Origin of the sequence: Ochrobactrum sp. MYb379, assembly GCF_037479515.1 — a bacterium.
Classification (GTDB): domain Bacteria; phylum Pseudomonadota; class Alphaproteobacteria; order Rhizobiales; family Rhizobiaceae; genus Brucella.
In genome coordinates this window covers 70304-87247 of sequence record NZ_JBBGYW010000016.1, presented here as the reverse complement: position 1 = coordinate 87247, position 16944 = coordinate 70304, and the positions used below count along the sequence as shown (strand labels likewise).

Sequence of the window (16944 nt, the reverse complement as noted above, 5' to 3'; positions counted from 1 at the left end):
GGCGATCGGCTTCATATATCCACTCAGAAGCCAGCTATCCCCGAACTCGCAGGCTTCATCATTGCAAAAGCCTGACAAGCCCTGTCTTCATTGACGACGATCAAGCTTCAGAAATGGGGTCACCCGGCCTGCTCTTGTGGGAGCCTCATCCGGAATATGCTGACCAGTTAAGCGCAGCAATGACGGCAAATACCAAAGCACCTGACGATCACGCCATTTGGTCCTTCCAACATCACGTCGCTGCCGATCCTGAAGCGCTGCGACCGTCTTTGCTGTTGCAGACACTGCAATTACTCAACTACGCGCCGATTGAGATTTATCAGCATGGATCCATCCTGACTAGCATGTCGATCTCAGTCATCCGAGCCTTCTTCAAAATGCAATTGGAAGCAGTCTTCTGCCGCAGACCAGATTATGATAGATTGCGATCATGCGCGACTGCCTGCCAAAATGGCACAGCCAACAAATCTGCCCCGCTTACCTTGCGATTTACGCGCTACGCGTTGAATTGGCAGCCATTTAGTCAATGATTTATAATAATTATTATTTTAATATTTAACACAAATAGTTGATAGGTTTCATTACTCTGACGTTAACTATGTTTGTTAATCGTCCGATAAGTAGCTTTGTTTTGCCTTGATACACCTGGGACATTAGCACAAGGCAGTTATGACATAACCATTAGCCGGGGCATATTTGTTGGCGGTTCTTTTGTTTTTGAGCCAAAGTCAAGAATCCGCCCGTGCAGAAAATCTGCTGTCCGCTTTCCAGATTTCCAGTCAAGATTCGGAAGGTGTTACTTACCGTCGACAACATGGTTCATAAGATCCTGAAAGGAACTAAACCTACGACCCGTCAGTGATGTGGATGGATTAAACGATCACTAAATAATAACAACTCCATGAATGTGAGTTAGAACCTAAAGGGTCCAGTCTTCTACCCGTAAACCAGGAACACGATCAAACTCTCTACGATTGTTCGTAACCATAATCAAACCACGTGAGCGGGCGTGGCCAGCTATCAATTGATCGTATGGACCGATAGGAGTTCCATTACGGGCCAACTCAGCACGTAATTGACCCGAATGGTTTGCTGCTGGTTCATCGTACGATAACACCTCAAGGCGAGCTGCGAACCCCTCCACGACTGCAAGGTTTTTTTCGGGATTCGCGGACTTTTCCGCCCCGTAAATCAATTCCATCAAGCTAATCGAGCTGATGCACAATTGATCGTGGAAGCGGTTAAATGCTTCCCGCACTTGCTGTGGTCGATTCTTGATCGTAAAAATGCATATATTAGTGTCCAGCATGTACTTCAGCATTACAACGCCTCACGCTCCTGCGACGCAGGCTGATCACGCTCAATCATGAAGTCAGATGTTGGTTCAATACCTTCAAACCAGCTATCCCACACCTCACCAACAGGTGCTATAATTCGAGTGCGTCCCACAGCAACAATATCAACGCGCTTCACATCGGCAGGCAAAGCTACTGCCTTCGGCAAGCGGATAGCTTGACTTCTGTTGCTCTGGAATACTGCTCCCTGCTCCATCTTCGTTATTCCTAATTATATCCACGTTGATATGATATAGATAATTTAATAGAAGGGATATGTCAATGGGATATACTTTCGGAGATCAATGAGCCGGCCTATCGAGTGGCTTATTCAAACCAATGGCCATCGATGAAATTGCTACACGCGCTTGGAAAGCCGAAAAGCTTAGCCTCCAACCCTGCGGGCACGAACTAGCGGATTTGAAAACGGGGCAGATTTAATGGCACCAACTGATCCGTTATATGGGCACAGTTACCTTAACCTAAGCGTAAACATCGTTGGCGATAACGGGTGATGATCGAACCTCGTTCTTCGCTTTACCACCGCCATCGTTATCCCGCTGAGATTATTGCAGAGGCGGTGTGGTTGTATTTCCGCTTTCCACTTAGCTTTCGTATGGTCGAAGATATGCTGGCTTATCGCGGATATTCGTCACACATAAGACAGTTTACGAATGGGCAGAGAAATTCGGACGGACTTATGCCAGTAATATCCGTCGTCGCACACCGCGCCTTGGCGATAAATGGCACTTGGATGAGTGCGTAATATCTATCAAAGGTGAGCATCACATTCTTTGGCGAGCGGTTGATCAGGACGGTTTTGTGTTAGATGTTTTGGTTCAGAAACGCCGCAATACCAAGGCCGCCAAGCGTTTCATGTGCAAGCTTCTCTCTGCTCAAGGTTGTGCACCGCGGGTTATGGTCACCGATAAACTACGATCATATGGCGCTGCCAAACGAGCTATAGGCCTTAGCGTTTGCGATCATCGCCAGCATAAGGGTTTGAACAATCGGGCAGAGAATTCACATCAGCCGATCCGACGACGCGAGCGGGTTATGAAGCGCTTTAAATCGGCGCGACATGTGCAAAATTTCAAGTCGATACATGACCCGATTTACAATCTTCATTATTTCCCACGCAACCAAATCAGTTCAGCCAATCACCGAGAGCTACGACAAGCCGCCACTGACATGTGGCGTGAAATCTCGTGCCTGAAATCTGCATGACAGAGGCCACAAAGAATGAGCCATGTCTGCACTCTCGTTAAAGTAACAGTGCCATTGATGGGTGTTAAAACAAGAGCTTCAACGAGGAGATTGCTATGTCGCTGAAAAAAGAAATAAAAATATCGGCAGAACGTGTCATCGATAAATCGAGAAGCTCCTCTAAAACTCTACAGGCCAGTCCGAGTATCGCTGCAATTGGCCATACTTTAAGACGCTTAAACTCGGACGAGTTCGATGTTAGTAGAGTTCAATTTGATGACCTTTTAGCCCGCCTCAAGAATGTTGACAATAACTGCCATATATCACGTGAGATAGAACGTCGATTCCACGAGTAGGAGCCCCCTCCAATTTGTATAAACTAATTTCAAGGCAATATTATTACAAATTCCAATGTAATTGGCGCAGACGTTTCATAAAAAATATGTTAGTTTGACGCCACTATTTAAATTTAATTTGACAATTTGTTGTGTATATTCTAAATAATATATATCGATATTTTCTTTTTGAGTTTTGCTTATTGCACAATTAGCACCGTGCCCTGAACGAACCCCATTTTAAAAATCGTTATCACTTTGAATCACGCTTTGGCGTGTTGTTTTCTATGTTGCTAAGAGAGGGTTTATTATGACCACCGGCACAGTTAAATGGTTTAATTCCACAAAAGGGTTTGGCTTCATTCAGCCTGACAACGGCGGTGCGGACGCATTTGTTCATATTTCTGCCGTCGAGCGCGCCGGAATGCGCGAAATCGTCGAAGGCCAAAAGATTGGCTACGATATGGAGCGTGACATGAAGTCGGGCAAAATGTCTGCCTGCAATCTGCAGGCTGCTTAAATAGGTTTTCTTCTTTCCTTTGACCACGGATGTACTGGCATTGTTGAAAGAAGATTGCTTTTGAGGGTCGAGTGCACGCTCGGCCCTTTTTAATACCTACTTAATATAAGAATTCATTTTCAACAGGGAGGCGGAATGCAAACTCCATCAGTGAATGCATTTAATTTGATAACCACAGTACGAAAATTAGGCATCGCACCTGAGACGCAGCTCTCGTCCACAAATAACAGCCTGGCACGCCCTGCGTTGTCGAGAGAGTGGTCAAAGCTTTCCAATGTTCTGAAAAGAAGCGCTGGTGGTTGCTCAAAAAGCCGCGCGAGATAGTCACGCTTAATTTGTTCCACTTTGGGAGTATCGCACTTTGATAACGGAATTAACAAAAGACACACTGTTCAAGCCCGTCGCTACGCGTATGGAGTCGCAGAAGTCACGAACTGACATGGCTGCTAAAACTATTCTAAACGAGGAAAAGTCTGCTAACGCGGCAAAAACAGAACGGTTAAGGGCAGCCAGAATTGCCCGTGACCTTACTTCTTAAGCTTTAGTATAGGAGATATTTTGCAAGTTCTTGTTCGAGATAACAACATTGACCAAGCCCTACGGGTTCTAAAAAAGAAATTGCAGCGTGAAGGCGTTTTCCGCGAGATGAAAGCTCGTCGCGCGTATGAAAAGCCTTCCGAAAGACGAATTCGGGAAAAGGAAGCTGCGATAGGTCGAGCCAAAAAAGAAGCGAAGAAGAAAGCTCAACGCGAAGGTTTGTTACCTAAACCGAAGCGAAAGCCGTTTTCTAAAAACATCCAAGCTTCACCAAATGGCAATGAAGCGCGTAACGCAGCATAATCTGGCTGATTTGCAACGCTTAGTACTGGCTCGGGTAGCCTTCGCCAATTTCCGTCCATTATATAACGCAAAAATTAGCGGCAAAAGCGACAGGCTAATGACAGCGCGGCTTGAAAAAGTATACCTTGTGAAAGCAGCAAGCCGTGCGTTTTCCACCTTGTATACTCTTATCAGCCAAATGAGTCAGCTAAACTTTAAATTCCTACTAAACATTAAGAGGATAAATCTTGAAAAGCCAAAACAGTAATGAATTTGCCGATCGCCGCTCCAATGCTGCTGCTGCCAAAGCCTCTCTTCTCAACGCATACAATGCTGCAAAAGCCGCCGCTGAGCCGTCGCGGCTTGAAAAACATGCGGAAAGAGTTGCTATCGTTGAGGCTCGTGAAGCACGTCGCGTTGAACGAGATCGCCTGAAGCTTGAAGAGCGTATTCGCCTAGTAGTAGAGGCAGCTGATAAGCAAGCAGCAGTCGAAGCCGAGAAAGCTTTGGAAGCCAAATCGCTCGAGATGGAGCATAATGCTCGCATAGCACGGGTCATAGAAGATGAAGCTGCACGCAAGGCAGAGCGTGACAGACGCTACGCCCAACGTAAGGCGAGACAAGCTTAAGTTCTCAAGCAATAAATTGGCGATCAAGATCCTGTTTTTTACTCTGTGCTCGCTGATACGCTAGTTTAACATGCTTGATGATTATCAGACGATGCTTTCGCTGATTTAGGTAATTCCACGAACTATTTAATTCTGATCAAGTTTTACAATCGCTGGCTATATCGCCAGCGATAATTACATTGAAAATGTTTTATCCATTACACATTGCGTTCCATTTAGAGTGAGGTGAAGTTGAAAACCAACACCCCTGTGAAAGCTAATGCGTGATGATCGACAAAGGTATTTCGAGAGTAACCACCAAGCCATCACGCATATAATTCTTTTCAATCGTTCCCATGAGTTGTGACTCAATGGTTCTGGTGACCATTTTGGTTCCAAATCCTTTTCTAGTTGGCTTTTCTAGAACCTGTGGTCCCCCAACTTCACGCCAGATTATCTTTAACGTGTCGTTATCGCAGCGGCCCATCAATTCAATACGTCCATGTACCACCGAAAGAGCGCCATATTTCGCTGAGTTCGTCGCTAATTCGTGAATGACGAGTGCAAGCGCTGCTGCAGATTTTTTACCAACCGATACAGCGGGAAAGGCAAGCTCAAACTGATTGTCGTTTTGGTTGAAAGGCTGAAGCAGAGCATCAATCAATCCCTTAAGGCCTTTAGCAGCTACTTCATCTTTTGTGTTTTCATTGATGATGAAGTCATTCGCCTTGCTAAGTGCTTGAATCCTTCCGGTAACGCTTAACACAAAGCTATTGAGATCAGTTTCAGTTCTGGATGATATCAAGAGTAAGCTGGAAATAACTGAAAAAATGTTTTTAATCCGATGAGCAAGCTCGCCTTGAATGAGCGATCGCTGCTCATCGAATTTTGCCAACTCCTCCACGCGCTTCCGCATGGCGATTTGTTCTTCGACGAGCTTGGCAAAGTCTGCAAGTATTTCCTGCTCTTGCATCGTCCATTGATGAGGCATTGAATCAATTGCACAGAGCGAGCCTAAGACATGCCCATCACAGCTAATCAAAGGAATGCCAAGATAGGCCCTGACGTTCAAGTCAGTGATGGCGAGGTTGTCGCATACTAGAGGATCGAGAGTCGCATCCTCAATAATCAGCGGGGCGGCTCTTGCAACAACATGCTGGCAAAACGAGTGAGTTAAAGGTGTCTCTCGCTCGGTTTTCCAGGGTTCTGGAAGGCCATATGTACTTTTAAAAAACTGCCTCTTGGTGTCGACAAGTGATACGAGTGCAACCGGGACTGATAACGATCTCGCCACCAAACGTGTTAGGCGGTCAAAGCGTTCTTCTGGTGAGCTGTCCATCAAGTCAGTTTGATAAAGCGCGCTGAGGCGTTGGCGAGAAATCTCGAGCTGCTCTGTCTCACTGTCTGCCGAAATTGATAGGACTTCGTGTGTGTCGTTCAAGCTGCATCCTCAGACGTTATTCGCGATTATAAAATGCTCATGTAATGGCATTCTGGATATGATCAACGCCATGGAACTAAATAATTGTTTTTATTAAGGCGCGCTAAATTTAGACGCGCTATAAGCAACTCACACAATGATCGCTATTTTATCTCCCTACTATGCCGGGTGGATATGATTAGGCCGTTATTTTGAAATTTTCGATATATCATAAGATTAAATATAGTAATTTCTATCTAGAACCGAATATATCTTACAATTTCGAGAAATGCGTTGATTTTAGCGAAAATATTGAACATTTACGCCTTAAGAAATTAATCTAACCTAAACCCACTATTTCTCGTAAAGAGCATTACTGGTACGGAATAAAACTGTTATGTAAGCAGATGAAATTTGTATCACTATTCTGATTGGTGTTAAAAACAAAGCGTAACCGGAAATCCGGACGTAAAAATACTATCTGACGAGAACTTGTATGTTCAGTCCTAGAGCCTTGCTATTATTCCGGTGACGTTAGGCGCTGGTGATGTTAAGAATGTGTCGATACATAGGCATCGAACAGGAAGGACCGACACTTGGACTTCATGAAACTCCTGAAGTCACTCGAAGAGCTGCTCTACGAGCTGGTGTCATGGCTGATCTTCTATCCTGTCACAATGTGGCGCTCAGTCGTGCGGCCGCTCAATATGATGCGCTATGCTGACATTGAGCTCACTGATAGGCCTGAGGACCAGTATCAGGATACTCTCAGCCCTCCAATGTTCCTGCTGATCACTTTGCTGCTTTCACAGGGACTGTCCGCCTCCCTGCCCTCGATCTACGATCCGAGTGAAGCTGCCAGGGAACTCGGGTCTGGATCGAACCTTCTAATCGCAAGAGGAGTAATCTTCGGGATTTATCCGTTGTGCATGGCAGTCACCCTTCTGCGATCGAAAAAGGTAAGCATCACGCGCAATTCACTCCGCCCGCCTTTCTTCAGCCAATGCTACGTCGCGGCTCCATTTGCCTTTGTACTCGTTTTGGGCCTAGATTTTTTTAGCATGCCACAAGATCAGGGTACGCTCGCAGGTATAGTTACTATAATGGTGGCGTTGACTTGGTATGCACAAGCTCAGTTGCGTTGGTTCATGCATGATCTGGATATCGGCGCGGCACGAGCCTTTGCTATCTTCGTAGGTGCATTCCTTCTTGCCACCGCTGCTGCATTTCTTGTTGCACTACTGATCGCTCTCGATGCCAAAGGCATTATACCAGCAACAGGCTGATTAGGTTAGAACCTGAAATAGGGAACTTCGCCAACGCGACAGTATGCGGTCGATCCGATCAGGGCTTAAGGGACGCAACTTTCCCGCATGCCGAACTGAAATCGTGCGGTAAATTCTCTCTCTTGGGATTCAATTGAAGTTGGGGAAAAAATCCACAAGCAGCCATTTCCCTCTGAGAGCATGTCTCATAATAATACACAATGAATGAAGGCTGTGTTGCAAAGTTTCCAGTAGGAGAATGCGTGCTTATCTATGGTCGCAATTATGCTGCGAGTCCCGCAAAGACCCGAAATGACGATTGATTGTCGTTGGCGAATTGGTTCTTGCGGATCATCCGAGCCATTTGGATCCCTGAAATGGCTGTGGCGGAATAGAATGCTTTGAAGCCCATCATTGGTCGGCTGATCCGTTTGATAACCCTGTGGTCTTGCTCAAGGAAATTGTTGAGATATTTGATCTGGCTGATTTGATCTCGCGGTACCGCTGATTTTCAAGATTGTCTTAACCAACTGCAGCCCGGCCAGACTGACACCGCTCTTACAACATGAAATCAAGGGTTTGGCCGTCACGATCAACGGCTCGGTACGGATAGGTCCATCTGTCCCTAACCTTTATATATGTCTCATCAACACGCCAGGAACGGGATGTTGGGCGCTTGCGCATCTGAGCCTGAGCAGCGATCTGCGATGAGTAGCGAACGGCCCAACGGTTCAAAGTCGTAAGGACGACAGTGATACCTCCTTCAACTAAAATTTCCTAAAGGTCGCGGTAGTAAACCGGGAAGCGCAAGTAAAAGAAAACGGCGTGAAGGATAACACTTTTGGAAAAATGTGCTCCTTTGACATCGACCATCATCAGTATCTGCCTTATTCAATTCTACGCAAAAACCGTGACATAGCTCAGCTGATGCGATGATTTGCAACACAGCCTTTCGGGGGCGTGTAGGAAATTACACGTCCCGTCAAAGACTTATTGATAAAACGCAGCTCACAATAAATTTCATGTCACATGAAATATCGAACCACAGTATCTTTCCATTCTCGATGACAGATTAACTTTTCATCCTCGAATGCCTCGAGCTTAGCCTCAAGATAAAAGTTTTTTGCATCGCAAGTCATATTGGTGGTCACATCAATTCGGGTCATCCAGCCCTCTCGACCAAGAGTAAATGATTGCACGATGCGACCGTGTGCACTTAAGGGATCCTGGTCATTAATCAGCATTTCACGCTTGAGCGAATGGTCAACAAGTGTATTGATGTCATCAAATCGGAAGATACCTTCACCAAACACGCCGCCCTTCCCATCGGCAACATAGCTCGTGTCGCCTGTTATCAGGTCTTGCGTCGCGTACCGGCTTAGGGAACCCTCCTCAATCATTGTTTGCGGCGTGCGTCGGCCCTGAATTGGAGGTGAAAAGGACACTTCATCTTCTTGCGTGACTATTTTGCGTACCGGCAGGGAAAGTTTGCTGGTGCCACCAAGTAGTGTCAATGTTGCATGATAGGGCGCTGGCCATGCAATTGGCCAATAACTCGTCGAGATTGAAATTCGGAACCGGTGTCCCTTTTTGAACCGGTGCCCGCAATCATTCAGCTTGATTGTTATGTCTTCAAACTTCCCGATTTCGAGTGGCTGTGGGTCTTCATGTCCGTCACGATGTGTAAGGTTCATCAACTGATAGCTAACCCTTGATACGCTTCCATCAGGATGAACATCATTGAGCCGGACACAAATCTGAGCGACGGGACTGTCTGAGGCCAAATTGAGTTTTAAATCAGGTGCGCCAAGCACTTCAAAATCTTCAGCTATAATTGCTGATTCGAAAACCAGTGATCCTGCGTCGTCGACTCTTTGATCTCCCGGCCTATCGCCATCGCAACCCGCACCCATCCAGTCCCCTGCGGATTTGCCTGTACTCATCGGCGAACGGATTGACAATTCGCAGGTCTCCTGCGGTCGGTGGGTGAGGTTTCCGCAAGCTGATAGATAAAAATCGCGTTTAGCGATTGATGCCGATGGCCAACGCGCTTCGCCAACCCAACGGCCGCTTGCCTCATGTCTTGTCCCTGTCGGCTTATGAGGTGCTTCGACATATGCACGCAACATCGGCTCATCCATGATGCCCGTTTCATGACCTTTTAGGAAGTGATCCCAGAAACGCACGGCCTCTTGCAAAAAACCTATTGCCGGTGTCGGTATGCCATCATGCGGATAAATGTGTGCCCAAGGTCCCACTATTGCAAGGCGCGGGCCTGATAGCTTTTCCAGTACTCTGAACACGGCGTTGGTGTAGCTATCGGCCCATCCACTAATGGCAAGCACAGGTACTTTTACAGCACTGTAGTCTTCGCAAATAGACCCGTGTTTCCAAAAGTCGTCGTAGGTTTGGTGCTCAAGCCAAAGATGTTGAAAATGAGGTAATTGTTCCAATCGTTCATGCCAGCGCCTACGCCAGTCATCTCCGATGATTTCGGGGTCAATGGCGCGGGATTGAAAGGCCATCATGATCGACCCCCACCACAAATTGTCATTCAGCAAGCATCCGCCCATATAATGAACGTCATCTGTAAAGCGATTATCCGTGAAACATACCGGCAATATAGCTTTGAGTGCAGGGGGCTGAAGAGCGGCCACCTGGAGGCAATTAAACCCCCCCCATGATTTGCCCATCATACCGACATTGCCAGAGCACCAATCCTGATTTGCAATCCATGCTATGACCTCCAAAGCATCAATTTGCTCCTGCGGAAGATATTCGTCACGCATAATACCATCGGAGTCACCTGATCCACGCATATCCACCCGAATGGCGACATAGCCCTGTTTGGCAAAATAACCATGCATGGGCTCGTCGCGCTCGCGTGTTCCATCGCGCTTGCGATATGGAATATATTCAAGAATAGCTGGTACGGGATTGATCTCAGCATCTTCAGGCATCCAGATACGAGCAGCCAGTTTGCAGCCATCACTCATTTCGATCCAAATATTCTCTTCGATCTTTATTGGCACGGGTCTACTCTTTCAGACATTGGAAACTAAAGGAAAATGGCAGGTGTAGCTGCCGTGTTGCGCTGTTTGCACACGCTCAGGCACCTCGGATTTGCAGCGATCCTGCGTAAAAGGGCATCGGGTGTGGAACTCACAACCGCTCGGTCTGGCCAAAAGACTGGGAACCTCTGCGGGCAACATGATGCGTTTCGAAAGGTCTGCATGCCGGCCAGGATGCGATGACAACAGGGCGGCGGTATATGGATGGTGAGGAAACTTATGGATCTGAGCGGTCAACCCTTGCTCGACCAATCGCCCCAGATACATGACTGCCATGCGCTCACTCACCCGTTTTACGACTGCCAGATTATGTGTGATTATAAGAACTGACAGACCGAATTTATCGCGCAAATCACGTAAAAGATTAAGAACTTCACCTTGGACCGAGACATCAAGACCGGCAGTTGGTTCATCCGCGATGATGAGTTTAGGATCAAGGGCCAGGGAACGTGCAACGCCAATACGTCGTGCCTGCCCGCCGGAAAGCTGATGCGGATAGCGATTGGCAAACTCTAAAGGCAATCCCACGAGTGAGAGCAGTCGCCGCACTTCGGCACGTAAATTGACACCTTTAATGCCGTGAATGCGGAATGGCTCGGCCAACAGGCTGCCGACTTTCATTCGCGGACTAAGCGATCCTGTTGGGTCTTGAAACATCATTGAAATATCGCGCCGAACAGACTTCATTTGTCGATCCGAAAACCCGGAAATATCCTGTTCTAGAAAGCGCACACTTCCAGATGACAGTTTTTGAAGACCAACAATAGAACGCGCCAAAGTGGTTTTGCCAGAACCACTCTCCCCCACAAGAGCCATTATTTCACCTTCATCCATAGAAAGTGAAGCATCAGCGACACCTTCAATGAAATGAGGTTTTCCGCTTAATCGAGAGAGCAATCCGCCGGTGCGAAACCGCACGGTGACATTGTCGACACTGAGAAGACTACTCATAGTCTGTCTCCTTCATCAGCAAAACGGCAACGCGCTACACGTCCAGGCGCAGGTCGTATCACAGGCGGTTTTCCAATAAGGCAATCTGAAATTACAAGATCGCAGCGTGAAGCAAAAATGCACCCATGAGGCCGGTTCCGAAGGTCGGGAATCTCTCCGGCTATGGTGTTCAAACGCAGACTGATATCATCCTCCCGCGCTGGGTCGCACTCAAGCAACATTCGTGTGTAGGGGTGACGAGGGTCATCAAAAACAGCCGATACATAGCCTTTTTCGACAACTTCTCCGGCATACATAATGATTACTTGCTCGCACAGTTCGGAAATCACACCGAGATGGTGAGAAATGAAGAGAATGGCGCAATTCATTTCTGACTGAATTTCCCGCAACATTTCGATTGTCGCCAATTCAAGTGTTGCATCAAGTGCCGTGGTCGGCTCATCAGCAATTAAAAGCTGGGGTTCCAACAACAAGGCCATTGCAATCGCAATGCGCTGCTTCATCCCGCCTGAGAACTCATGAGGGTACTGGCGCAATCGGCTCTCTGCGTCGGGCATACGTACTTTTTGTAGCATAGCGACAGAACGTTTATCTTTCTGCCGGCTACTGGCTTGCAAACGATACTGAATATCCCGCATTTGTTGGCCAATTGTGCGCACGGGATTGAGCGCGTTCATCGGATCCTGAAAGACCACCGAAATGTCAACGCCTCTTATCGACGTCATCTCAGTCGCATTTTTCTTTCGCAGATCTCCAAGCCCCTTGAAGACAAGTTGACCGTTGCGGATATGTCCATTCGAAGGCAAGAGCCCCAATATGGCATTGATAAGGGTTGACTTCCCACAACCGGACTCCCCCACAATCCCAATAATCGAGCCGGGTGGCACATCGAAAGAAACATTGCGCAGTGCCTCGACCACACCATACGCTGTTCCAAAATCGACCGAAAGATCGCGCACTGATAAGATATTATCGTTCTGTATCATCTGGATTTCGATCGCGGATCAAAGATATCGCGCATCGCCTCGCCAAGAAAAGTAAACCCTAGGGTTGCCACAATTATGGGCAGCCCACCGGCGATCGCCGGCCATGGTGTTTCACGGATGTAAGTAAAGCCATCGTTCAGCATCGATCCCCATGAGGGAATTGAAGGAGGCATACCTAGTCCCAAAAAGCTCATTCCCGCTTCGATGCCGATAACAACCGGAATGTCCATGGAAGCCAGAATAAGGACCGGACCAATTACATTGGGAAGTATGTGTATGAACAGGATTCTCATGGAACCTGCCCCCATAGACCTTTCAGCAATTATAAATTCACTTGATTTCAAGGAAAGTGTCTGAGTGCGAACTATTCTCGCATAGGCTGGAGCACTAACCAAAACAACGATTGTAATAATGGCCTCCGCACTCGCCCCGAAGAGTGAAACATAAGCAAGGGCTAGCATCACAGTTGGAAACGATTTGATAGTATCAAAAACGACGAGAAGGACGTTATCCAGCCATTGTGGAGCATAACCTGAGATTAAGCCCAAAACGATACCGATTATTAGCGAGATCGTCGTTGCAGAGAGTGCAACCAGAAGTGCCGCCCGTCCGCCATAGAGCATGCGTGCAAATAAATCGCGCCCCAGATGATCTGTCCCCAACAGATGGCTCATGCCAGGGCTAGCGAACCGCTCCCGTATTGAAATTGCTCCAGGTTCATATACAGACAAATAAGGTGCAAATATCACTGCGAGAACCACAACAGCGACAAGAATAAATCCTGCAATACCCAAGGGTTCGCCAGCAAGATGATAACGGAAAGAGCGCCAGAATGAATGTTGCTCTTTAACGGCGGGTATAGGAGTCACGGACACGGGGATCGAGCCCTCCTGTAATTAGATCGGCGATGAGATTCGCCAACACGAAGAAAATAGTGGTCAACAGGAGACCGCCTGTAACCAAGGGAATGTTGCGCGCGATGATGGCATCATAAACAAGCTTGCCTATCCCCGGGCGTGCGAACACAATTTCAATGAAAACCGCGCTGGATATAAGTTGCCCAATGCCAATGCCCAACAAGGTGATGGTGGGAAGTATGGCGATACGCAGCGCGTAATTATAAAGCACCGTGCGCTCCCGGAGGCCGAGGCCACGTGCAGTGCGAATATGCGACTCGCTCAGGACATCGAGCATAGAAGCCCGCACCATACGTGCGAGGTATCCCACCCATCCAATGCCAATTGCGAGAGATGGCAAAATCAGATGGCGTGTAACGGAAAGCGGATCATCATATTGTCCTGCTCCAACAGCCGGCAACCATCGAAAATGAACCGCAAAAAGTAGAAGGGTATAAATCGCAACAACAAAAGATGGGATGGCGATAAAGGAGACAGAAAGCACGCCGACAACGCGATCAAAAAACGAACCTGGACGTGCGGCTGCCATCGTGCCAAGAGGAATACCGAGAAAAATTGACCATATCATACCTGCCATTATCAGAAGCAAGGTATGTGGCAATTGTTCCATCAAGATTGTTAGCACCGGACGATTTGATAAAATCTCTTGCCCGAGATCGCCCTGCATGGCTGCACTGACAAAATTTAGAAACTGTTGCCAGAGTGGCAGGTCCAGCCCCATTTTCACACGAAAAGCTGCCAGCATATCCTGCGATGCCCGCGGTCCCAACGCAACGCGCGCTGGGTCTCCTGGGACGACATGAATCATAGCAAAGAGCAAACCTGTTGCAACGATTACAATAAGAACCGCCAGCGCACAGCGCCGAAGCGTGTAACCTATCATGATCAGGCCTTTCTAAAGGCGGGGTACAAGACTGTTCCAGCCGGCGTGAGGCCGGGCTCAACATCACGGCGTGTCAAAATACCGCGAACTTCATGGGTCAGGAAAATATAGCAACCGGATTCGTCCATCAAATCCTGCATCTGTTTATAAATATGATCGCGTTTGGCTCGATCAAACTCAACAATACCCTCTTCGTGAAGGCGGCCAAATTCTGGTGAATTCCAACGTTCCCAATTCCAAATTCCAACCTGCTCAGGCACAAACCATAAGGTGGCCCAGCTCGGATCAGGCTCCATGGAAAATCGGGTTATATACATCTGCATGGTTTTCCAGGTCTCGCCCGCTTCTTCCGAGCCGATTGACCAGAAACTACCGGAGTCATGTTGGTTGATTTTAAGGTCGATCCCGATTGCAGCCAGGTTTGCTTGAATTATCTGCGCTGCCGCGAGGTATTCACTTGTTGCTAGAATATCGATCGAAATCGGAATATTTATACCTCCAGCTTCGTCAATAAGCTGTTTGGCTTTTTCAGGATCATAGTCATAACGCACATAATCACGATTGCCGGGAAGACCCGGTGCTATGATGCCATATGAAATTTCTGCCCCGCCCAGAGTGTAGGCATCGACAACCATTTCTCTATCAATTGCATGCTGCATCGCTCGCCTGACTTTCGGATCATTAAATGGCTCGGCGTCCTGATTAATCCCCAGCCAGACATAGCTGAGCGGTGGTTTTTCGATCAGTCTCGCATTATCTGGCAAGTTATTTCGAAGTCTTGAAACCGAACCTGAGGATGCAATTGTGAAATCAAGATCACCCGCTTCAAAAGCACGTTCCGCAGAAGCTGCATCTTCGATCGGCAGGATCTCAATGCGGTCATAGGCGGGCTTATCACCTTTCCAATCCGGATTAATCTCCAGAATCGTACGCTGTTTAGGCCTCCATTCTTTCAGAAGGTACGGCCCGCTTTGACCGGGAGGCGTTGTTTCGAAGCGCCCACCTACGGCTTCGACTCCCTTTTTCGACAAGATAATGCCGCTGGTGCCCGGCAAGGTGGAATTCCAAAGAGGAGCAAAAGGTTTTTTCAAATGAATGAGGCCAGACAATTTGTCTTTAACCTCTACATGATCAAGCAAGGCCCAATCGTCTTTATAGGGAGAATCTAATTTAGGATCGGCAATTCTCTCAATAGAAAACTTCACGTCCTCAGCAGTCGCTTGCCCAAATCCGTCTGAAAACTGAATGTCATCGCGCAACGTAAAACGAATTGTTTTGTCATCAAGTTGGTCAATGCTGCTGGCGCCCATAGGCTGCCAACCCCAGTCGTCACCTGCTTTGCGCGTGACAAGTCCTGAAAAAATGCAGCGTGCAATATCAGCATCGGGTTCAGAAACACGGTAAGCGGGATCAAGCACCTGCAGATCGCCATAGGACCTGAGAACTAAAGTTCCACCTGGCCTGGCAAATCCGTGTTTTGGCCAAATAAGTGTTGCAATTGAAGCAGCGCCGACAGTTTTAAGCATTGTTCTGCGTGAGAGAGTATAGGACATAATAATCAGGTTCCCAAATGTTGATTTTATTTTGACGATGCTTTTGCGGCCACGCTTAACTGTCAAAGGCAATCTTAGCCGGTCAGTTGGTGTGGTAGACACTGACGGCGTGAAACCATCAGTTCAGTGAAGCTGCGATGCAGCAATCGCATTTTGGGAGCATAAGTCTCACGTTAGGAAGCAAGTTACAATTAAACGAGTTTATACGGTTTTACGCTATTTTGTGCTAATTGAATTGCAAAAACAGTTTTATCGCTTAACGAAATCCGGAGTCAGTTCGTCCAATGCCTCATTCTGTGGCCAGAAACTTACGTTACATATGTGCTCAGGAAGGCTCGGTATCCCAAGTTTGCCGGAGCCTTGGATTTAATCGCCAGCAGTTTGCGCGCTACATTCAAGGCAAAAGCTTGCCATCGGCACGCAACATGATCAGAATCTGCGAGTATTTTCAGATAGATGAAGATAGCTTAGTGCTACCTCATAATGAATTTCTTATGCGTCTTCGGGCCAGCCATCCTGTTTCTCCAGCTGTCGCGCCCAATTCGCCTTTTTATTTGCTTCCGGGTTCTGGACGCCAGTTACGCAGCTTAATTGGTACCTATCATGCCCATTATCTGTCACCGTCGAGGCCCGGACGTATTATCAAAGCCCTGGTGCAGTTTGCAGAACATGACGGGCGGTTTACATCCCGTACAATCGAGAGATTGCGTGATCCCCACACGGGTAAAATGTTGACAGCGCGATACGAAGGCATTTTCTCGGAACGCGACAATAATATTTTTGTCATTGAATGGGGTCGCTCGACAGGCGATATATCAGAGACGATAATCTCACCACTTTATCGCAATTTGCCAAACTATCTGAATGGTATGACCCTCGGTCTTTCATGGCGTACGAAGGGTCCATTTGCCACGCGCACGATCTGGAGCCGCATTCCCATGAAGGTCAGCGCACGCGATGCGATTTCTCAATGTGGATCTTTTAGGCCAGACAGTCGGGCGCTTGATGAGACCATACGACGCTTTTTTCAAGATCACGAAACAAGAACCTTACACCTCTTGCATCAAGACGATTGA

The 16944-nt window shown here is 47.5% G+C and carries 15 protein-coding genes and 2 pseudogenes; 7 read left to right on the top strand and 10 right to left on the bottom strand.

Annotation, left to right across the window (positions count from 1 at the left end; genetic code table 11):
• On the top strand, positions 1-530 hold a 530-nt coding region (locus WH356_RS20500; RefSeq protein ID WP_339514135.1), incomplete at its 5' end, for a hypothetical protein.
• 389 nt (positions 531-919) lie between these two features.
• On the opposite strand, the gene vapC is transcribed toward WH356_RS20500, so the two are convergent.
• The gene (gene vapC / locus WH356_RS20495) at positions 920-1321 is read right to left on the bottom strand and encodes a type II toxin-antitoxin system tRNA(fMet)-specific endonuclease VapC (RefSeq protein WP_339514133.1); all 402 of its coding nucleotides are present in this window, start codon (positions 1319-1321) and stop codon (positions 920-922) included.
• Complete coding sequence (gene vapB / locus WH356_RS20490) at positions 1321-1551, bottom strand: type II toxin-antitoxin system VapB family antitoxin (protein ID WP_105708324.1); 231 nt, start codon at positions 1549-1551, stop codon at positions 1321-1323. The genes vapC and vapB overlap by 1 nt, the downstream gene beginning before the upstream one ends.
• Before the next feature lie 297 nt (positions 1552-1848).
• Here vapB and WH356_RS20485 point away from each other — a divergent pair.
• The 4 genes and pseudogenes from WH356_RS20485 (at position 1849) to WH356_RS20470 (ending at position 4843) form a co-directional block, all read left to right on the top strand.
• Positions 1849-2561, top strand: a pseudogene (locus tag WH356_RS20485) (IS6 family transposase).
• A 624-nt stretch (positions 2562-3185) separates the two neighbouring features.
• Positions 3186-3395 carry a cold-shock protein gene (locus WH356_RS20480; RefSeq protein WP_094507679.1) on the top strand — a complete coding sequence of 70 codons (210 nt, stop codon included), beginning with the start codon at positions 3186-3188 and terminating at the stop codon, positions 3393-3395.
• A gap of 558 nt (positions 3396-3953) precedes the next feature.
• Positions 3954-4235 (top strand): 30S ribosomal protein S21, encoded by a 282-nt coding sequence (gene rpsU / locus WH356_RS20475; protein WP_339514129.1) that lies wholly within the window; start codon positions 3954-3956, stop codon positions 4233-4235.
• A 227-nt stretch (positions 4236-4462) separates the two neighbouring features.
• Positions 4463-4843, top strand: a complete 381-nt coding sequence (locus WH356_RS20470) for a DUF6481 family protein (RefSeq protein WP_339514128.1) — start codon at positions 4463-4465, stop codon at positions 4841-4843.
• Positions 4844-5099: 256 nt separating this feature from the next.
• On the opposite strand, the gene WH356_RS20465 is transcribed toward WH356_RS20470, so the two are convergent.
• Positions 5100-6263 (bottom strand): GAF domain-containing protein, encoded by a 1164-nt coding sequence (locus WH356_RS20465; RefSeq protein ID WP_339514127.1) that lies wholly within the window; start codon positions 6261-6263, stop codon positions 5100-5102.
• Between the two features lie 575 nt (positions 6264-6838).
• Between WH356_RS20465 and WH356_RS20460 the strand changes: the two genes are divergently transcribed.
• Entirely contained in the window at positions 6839-7528 is a 690-nt protein-coding gene (locus WH356_RS20460) for a permease (RefSeq protein WP_339514126.1), read from the top strand.
• Positions 7529-7790: 262 nt separating this feature from the next.
• Here WH356_RS20460 and WH356_RS20455 read toward each other — a convergent pair.
• From WH356_RS20455 to WH356_RS20425, 7 genes and pseudogenes are all read right to left on the bottom strand, one after another.
• Positions 7791-8380: pseudogene (locus WH356_RS20455) on the bottom strand (IS6 family transposase).
• Between the two features lie 152 nt (positions 8381-8532).
• Positions 8533-10503 carry a CocE/NonD family hydrolase gene (locus tag WH356_RS20450; protein WP_339514144.1) on the bottom strand — a complete coding sequence of 657 codons (1971 nt, stop codon included), beginning with the start codon at positions 10501-10503 and terminating at the stop codon, positions 8533-8535.
• A gap of 48 nt (positions 10504-10551) precedes the next feature.
• Positions 10552-11529: an ABC transporter ATP-binding protein gene (locus WH356_RS20445; RefSeq protein WP_339514124.1), complete on the bottom strand. Its 978-nt coding sequence runs from the start codon at positions 11527-11529 to the stop codon at positions 10552-10554.
• Positions 11526-12515 carry an ABC transporter ATP-binding protein gene (locus WH356_RS20440; protein WP_339514122.1) on the bottom strand — a complete coding sequence of 330 codons (990 nt, stop codon included), beginning with the start codon at positions 12513-12515 and terminating at the stop codon, positions 11526-11528. The genes WH356_RS20445 and WH356_RS20440 overlap by 4 nt, the downstream gene beginning before the upstream one ends.
• Positions 12512-13390 (bottom strand): ABC transporter permease, encoded by an 879-nt coding sequence (locus WH356_RS20435; RefSeq protein WP_339514120.1) that lies wholly within the window; start codon positions 13388-13390, stop codon positions 12512-12514. The genes WH356_RS20440 and WH356_RS20435 overlap by 4 nt, the downstream gene beginning before the upstream one ends.
• Complete coding sequence (locus WH356_RS20430; RefSeq protein WP_339514118.1) at positions 13362-14315, bottom strand: ABC transporter permease; 954 nt, start codon at positions 14313-14315, stop codon at positions 13362-13364. The genes WH356_RS20435 and WH356_RS20430 overlap by 29 nt, the downstream gene beginning before the upstream one ends.
• Before the next feature lie 2 nt (positions 14316-14317).
• Entirely contained in the window at positions 14318-15868 is a 1551-nt protein-coding gene (locus WH356_RS20425; protein ID WP_339514116.1) for an ABC transporter substrate-binding protein, read from the bottom strand.
• 284 nt (positions 15869-16152) lie between these two features.
• Between WH356_RS20425 and WH356_RS20420 the strand changes: the two genes are divergently transcribed.
• A complete protein-coding gene (locus tag WH356_RS20420; protein WP_339514114.1) occupies positions 16153-16944 on the top strand; it encodes a helix-turn-helix domain-containing protein in 792 nt (263 codons plus the stop codon).